Annotated in this window: 8 protein-coding genes; 4 read left to right on the top strand and 4 right to left on the bottom strand. The window is 70.8% G+C overall.

What is annotated here, in order from left to right; translation table 11 throughout:
• Both OXN85_02025 and OXN85_02020 read left to right on the top strand, forming a co-directional pair.
• A partial coding sequence (locus tag OXN85_02025; protein MCY3598737.1) for a hypothetical protein occupies nt 1-470 on the top strand: 470 nt, incomplete at its 5' end.
• An 8-nt stretch (nt 471-478) separates the two neighbouring features.
• Nucleotides 479-1,489, top strand: a complete 1,011-nt coding sequence (locus OXN85_02020) for a hypothetical protein (protein MCY3598736.1) — start codon at nt 479-481, stop codon at nt 1,487-1,489.
• A 19-nt stretch (nt 1,490-1,508) separates the two neighbouring features.
• Here OXN85_02020 and OXN85_02015 read toward each other — a convergent pair whose 3' ends face one another.
• The 3 genes from OXN85_02015 to OXN85_02005 are packed head-to-tail and all read right to left on the bottom strand — an operon-like array spanning nt 1,509 to nt 3,636.
• A complete protein-coding gene (locus OXN85_02015; GenBank protein MCY3598735.1) occupies nt 1,509-1,745 on the bottom strand; it encodes a hypothetical protein in 237 nt (78 codons plus the stop codon).
• Nucleotides 1,742-2,686: an MBL fold metallo-hydrolase gene (locus tag OXN85_02010; protein ID MCY3598734.1), complete on the bottom strand. Its 945-nt coding sequence runs from the start codon at nt 2,684-2,686 to the stop codon at nt 1,742-1,744. Before OXN85_02010 ends, OXN85_02015 begins: the two co-directional genes overlap by 4 nt.
• A complete protein-coding gene (locus OXN85_02005) occupies nt 2,683-3,636 on the bottom strand; it encodes a VOC family protein (GenBank protein MCY3598733.1) in 954 nt (317 codons plus the stop codon). The genes OXN85_02010 and OXN85_02005 overlap by 4 nt, the downstream gene beginning before the upstream one ends.
• A 46-nt stretch (nt 3,637-3,682) precedes the next feature.
• On the opposite strand from OXN85_02005, the gene OXN85_02000 reads away from it, so the two are divergent.
• Nucleotides 3,683-4,213: a DinB family protein gene (locus tag OXN85_02000; GenBank protein ID MCY3598732.1), complete on the top strand. Its 531-nt coding sequence runs from the start codon at nt 3,683-3,685 to the stop codon at nt 4,211-4,213.
• 91 nt (nt 4,214-4,304) lie between these two features.
• Nucleotides 4,305-4,565 carry a hypothetical protein gene (locus tag OXN85_01995; GenBank protein MCY3598731.1) on the top strand — a complete coding sequence of 87 codons (261 nt, stop codon included), beginning with the start codon at nt 4,305-4,307 and terminating at the stop codon, nt 4,563-4,565.
• A 14-nt stretch (nt 4,566-4,579) separates the two neighbouring features.
• Here OXN85_01995 and OXN85_01990 read toward each other — a convergent pair whose 3' ends face one another.
• Nucleotides 4,580-4,963, bottom strand: a complete 384-nt coding sequence (locus OXN85_01990) for a copper resistance protein CopC (GenBank protein ID MCY3598730.1) — start codon at nt 4,961-4,963, stop codon at nt 4,580-4,582.
• Nucleotides 4,964-5,038: the final 75 nt, after the last annotated feature.

The raw sequence follows: 5,038 nt of genomic DNA, 5'->3' as shown, positions 1-5,038 counted from the left end.
TCTGGGGGTTCAACGTCGAGACGCTGAACTGCGTCGGCTACGACCACAACTGGGTGCGCGGCTACACCTACGCACAGGACCACCAGCCGCTCCTCCCGAAGGGGACGGTCCTCCACATCATCGGCTACATGGACACCTCCGAGGCGAACCGGAACGTGCCGGACACGCGCAACTGGCAGGGCTCCGGGAACCGCTCGGTCGCGAACATGTTCATCGACCTCGGCATGCGCGTGGAGATGTCGGATGAACAGTTCGTGGAGGAGATGGCGATGCGCCGGCACCGGCTCGCGCTCGGCCCCAACGACCATGTCGTCGGCTGCCCGCTGTGCATGGTCATCCCCGCGAACGGGGACATGAGCTACTTCGTGGACGCCGAGTGGGCGCAGCCCGATGCCGCCATCGAGGCCGAATCTTCCGGCGCCGGCCAGACGGGATCCGGGGACGGCCGCGACCCCGGCGGGCGCCGGTAAAGATCGTCGTGCCCGCACCCGGTTCCATGCCCCGGCTCGCGCGGCCCGGGGCGCCGGCCGTGCCGCTTCTGGCGCTGATCCTCGCCGCCGCCGCGTTCCCCGCCGCGGCGGACGCCCAGACCTATGCGCGGGGTCAGAACGTGGCCCCGGCCTTCGAGGGCTGGGAACGGAACGAGGACGGGTCGTTCAACTTCCTCTTCGGCTATCTGAACCGGAACTGGCTCGAGGAGATCGACGTCCCCGTGGGCGAGGACAACATGTTCTCGCCGGGACTCGCCGACCGGGGGCAGCCGACGCACTTCCTCCCGCGCCGCAACCGCTTCGTGTTCAAGGTCCGCGTCCCCGCCGACTGGGGCGACCGGGAACTCGTGTGGACGCTCACGAGCCACGGCGTCACCGAGCACGCGTACGCGTCGCTGCGGCCCGACTACATCGTCGACAACACGGTGGTCATGTCCGAGACCGGGGCGCTCGGCGCGGGTTCCAGCAACGCCGAGATGCGGTCCAACGCACCGCCGACCATCACGCTTGAGGGGGAACGGACGCGCGAGGCGATCGTCGGCCAGCCGGTGACGGTGAGCGTCATCGTCGAGGACGACGGCCTGCTGCGGGCGTTCCGGCAGGGGCCGCCCGATCCGCCGGAGACCGCGGAGGACTCCGCGCGCGTCGACTCGATCGCGAACGCCTTCCCCAGCTTCAGCGGCCGCCAGCTCCGGCCTCCCTCGCGCGTGACGGTGCAGAAGGTGAACGGCCTCTTCATGTCGTGGTTCGTCTATCGCGGCGAAGGGGAGGTGACGTTCGACCCGCCGCAGGTGAAGGTGTGGGAGGACACCCGCACGGGCGCGAATTCCCCGTGGTCGCCGCTCTGGCGCCCCCCGGACCTGCCGGAGGACGACCGCTGGACGGTGACGGTGACTTTTCTTCAGCCCGGCACCTACATCCTCCGCGGCCGCGCCGACGATGGCGGCCTGTTCGCCGACGAGGAAATCACGATCGTGGTGCGCCCCGCCGCGAGCTGACGCGGCCCGGGAAGGCCGGTTACCGCCGTGCGTGCTCCGCGGCTTCGAGCGCCTGGAATACGTGGACGGCGGCGCAGACGATGGAGGACATCAGGTCGAGCGGCCCGCCGTCCGCGAGCCAATGGGTGATCGCATACACGAGCAAGGCGGCGTTGGCCAGCGAGACGCCGGTTGCGCGGATTCGACGCTGCAGGAGTTGGCCGAGACCCGGGACGAGAAGGCTCCCGAACCCCGCGACGGGCGGCGTCAGCTTCATGCAGCCGCGGCTCGCTTGCGCCAGTAGCGGGCGAGGCCCCACCAGGAGTCGCGCGCGCCGAACGCGTTGACGTAGGTGTCCACCGGCTCGGCCGGCATGCGCCCGCGCAGGTCCTCCTCCACCCACGCCGCGAAGGCCCGGGCCCGGGCGGGGTCGGCTGACGTGTCCGGCTCCGCCGGGTCCTCGTTCCCCAGCGACTCGCGCACGGTGCGGGCCCAGCGCGCGAGGTGGTCGCGGAGTTCGGCGAAATGGGCGGCCGGATCCTCGACCGCGCCGAAGTGGGTCGGGACGATGCGGTCGGGATCCCACGCCATGACGCGCTCCATGCTCTCGTTCCAGGCTTCAACGTCGATGTCGGGCACCGGGGTAACCGGGATCACGCCCCCCGGCGGGATGCGAATGCCGCCCACATCGCCCACCCACGCCGTCCCCCCGTCCTCCTCGAAATAGACGACGTGGTGCTTCGCGTGGCCCGGCGTGTAGGCGACGCGGAGCGTCCGGTCGCCGAGTTGCACCGTGTCTCCCTCGTCCACCTCGGTGACGGACTCCGCGGGCACCGGGAGGAACTCTCCCCACAGCGTCTCCATCAGATCGCCGTAGATGCGGCCGGCGGAGGCGAGGAGACGCTCGGGCCGGATCATGTGGATCGCCCCCACGGGGTGAACGTACACCCGCGCTTCGGGGACCCGGCGCACGATCGTCCCGGCGGCCGTGGCGTGATCGAGGTGGATGTGTGTGAGCAGGACGGCGCGCACGTCGGCGAGGCCGAGCCCGGCTTCCCCAAGCCCGGCCTCCAGCGCGGGAAGACAGGTCGTGGGTCCGGGGTCGACGAGCGCGACGCCCTCCCCGGTCTCGAGGACGCCGGTGCCGATGGCGAGATCGAAGCCCTGGAAGTGCAGGTCGACGATGGAAGTGCGAGCGTCGAGCGCGTGGATCGTCATCCGTCCTCCTCGGAGGGTCGCAGTTCGATCCAGAGTCCGCCGGCGTTTCCGAGGACGATGTTGTCGGAGACGGACTCGGGCGCGCCGCGGACGGTCAGCGACACGACCGGCGCCGAGCCGGGGTCGGCCATCCACAGGCGCGCGTCGACCACGTACACGGTCCCGCCGCGGATGCCGACGGCGCGGCCGTACAGGTGCTCCGGGTGACGGGACGGGCCGCAGTCGCGGGCCCCGAAGGCAAGCAGGAACCGGGTGAGGCGGTCCGGGTCTTCGGCCATGATCCAGACGGCCTGTAGACCCCGGGCCCCGTTGGGGTGCGCGGGCGCGCCCGACGCGGTCGACGGCTCTCGTGCGTCCGGATCGAGATCGACGAAGAACACCCCGTGCAGAGGGTGGTCCGGAGGGAAGGCCGCTCTTCGTCCCGCCCCGGAACCGACGACCTCGAGATCGGGTTCGGCGCCCCGGGCAACCGCGAGGAGTTCGTCCAGACCGTTCCCGTCGGTCCCGGCGAGAGCCAGGTAGGCCCCACCCCCGCCGTCGACGATCAGCTCCGCATAGCGCCGCACCTCGGTGGCGCCCGAAGCGTCCGGGTCACCCGAGGCGCTGACGGTCCTGAGTTCGAGCCGGGTCCCGTCGGCGAACCCGATCTCCGCCGTCTCCAGTCCGTTGGCGTCGCGCCGCCCGTCCCGGACGTGGAAGCCGAACTCGTCGCTGAGCCGTTGCGACAGGGCCTCGAGGTCGCCGACGGCGACGGGGATGTGGTCGAGGCGGAGCGAGGAACCCGGCGCCACGCATTCCGCCGGGGTTTCCTGCGCCAGCACGGTCCCCGCCGTCCCGGCCAGCACGCAGGCGCTCACGCCGAAGGTGCGCCACGCGGAGCCCGCCGTCCGGCGGTGTCCGCCCTGCTCGCCCGCTTCCGTTCCGGTCCGTCGCCATCGTCCGTGTCTCATGCGGACAAGATGTCGCGCGGACGGCGAGGTCGATAGTTTGCCCGCCATGAAACGACCTGGATCGGACGAGCACGGCGACTACTACGCCGTCTACATCGACCGCGTGCCGGACGACCGGCCGCTCATCGCCGTCCTCGACGAGGCGCCCGACGCGCTGGACGCGCTTCTCGGGGACCTCCCGGCCGAGCGCGAGAACTTCGCCTACGAACCCGGGAAGTGGACGTGCCGCGAAGTCCTGGGACACGTGATCGACGCCGAGCGGCTCTTCGCCTACCGCGCGCTCCACATCGCCCGCGCGGATTCGGCGGAGCTGCCGGGGATGGATCAGAACGAATGGGCCGCGGCCTCCAACGCGGCCGGCCGCCCCATCCCGGAGCTGCTGCGCGAGTTCCGGGCGCTGCGCGCCGCGAACGCGGCCTTCTTCGCATCGCTCGACGAGGAGACGCTCTCGCGCCGCGGCGTCGCGAGCGGCGCTGAGTGCACGGTGCGGGCGATCATCCACATCATCGCCGGGCACGAGCTTCACCACCGGGACATGCTCAGGAAGCGATACCTGGCCGTCCCTGCCACGAACTGACGCCCCACTGCGAACGCCGGAGATCGAGATGACCGAGGTTGCGTTCTTCTACCAGCGCCCCGGCTGAACGAGCTGCAAACGCACCCGTGCGGTGTTCGAAGAGACCGGCGCGACGATCGCGGAGGAACGATCCGCGACGAAGGCGCCGCTGACGGATGACGACGTGCGCGCGCTCCTGGCGACCGCCGAGCGGGTGGTCATCGCCCGGGGGAGGAGTCGGCGCGACCTGAGTCCCGAGGAGACCGAGCTCGACGCGCTGAAGGGGCGCACGGGGAAGTACCGGGCGCCGATCGTGCTGGCGGGGACAACGCTCCTGGTCGGCTTCAACGCCGAGGCGCTCGCCGAACTGTAGGGCCGGGGCCGGAATCAGCGGGCGGTCTGCACCGTGAAGCCGAAGTCGCCCCGGATCGTGTGGCCGTCCTGCGACATGGCTCGCCACATGACCTCGTAGTCGCCGTCCGCGAGCGTCTCGCTGACATCCAGCACGACGACGCTCGAGTCGTCCTCCTGGGCGGTCGCCGGCTCCAGGTCGAGGGGTTCGCCCCCTTTCGGCAGGAGACGGACGGACGTGCCGGCCATCTGCGGCGCTTCCGTGAACCACAACGTGATCGTCGGGGGGCTGATCGCGATCGTCTCATCCTTCTTCGGCGACGACTCCTTGAGGGAGAGGTGCGCGCCGACGAAGACGCCCGCCGTCGTCAATGCGGCGGTCGCCAGGACGACCGCCCGGTGTCGAATCCATCCAGTCATCAGATCTCGTCCCGATTACCGGTTCGCCGGTGTTCGATCTGCGGTCGGACGACGACGGTGCGTCCACCGCTCACC

The organism is Candidatus Palauibacter australiensis (assembly GCA_026705295.1).
Classification (GTDB): Bacteria; Gemmatimonadota; Gemmatimonadetes; order Palauibacterales; family Palauibacteraceae; genus Palauibacter; species Palauibacter australiensis.
This window is presented reverse-complemented; position numbering and strand designations above follow the sequence as displayed.

Bases quoted from the DNA above. Each gene is read 5' to 3' on its own strand.
- OXN85_02015 (MCY3598735.1), bottom strand. From the start codon at position 1,745: ATGAAGCTGACGCCGCCCGTCGCGGGGTTCGGGAGCCTTCTCGTCCCG.
- OXN85_02010 (MCY3598734.1), bottom strand. From the start codon at position 2,686: ATGACGATCCACGCGCTCGACGCTCGCACTTCCATCGTCGACCTGCAC.
- OXN85_02005 (MCY3598733.1), bottom strand. From the start codon at position 3,636: ATGAGACACGGACGATGGCGACGGACCGGAACGGAAGCGGGCGAGCAG.
- OXN85_02000 (MCY3598732.1), top strand. From the start codon at position 3,683: ATGAAACGACCTGGATCGGACGAGCACGGCGACTACTACGCCGTCTAC.
- OXN85_01990 (MCY3598730.1), bottom strand. From the start codon at position 4,963: ATGACTGGATGGATTCGACACCGGGCGGTCGTCCTGGCGACCGCCGCA.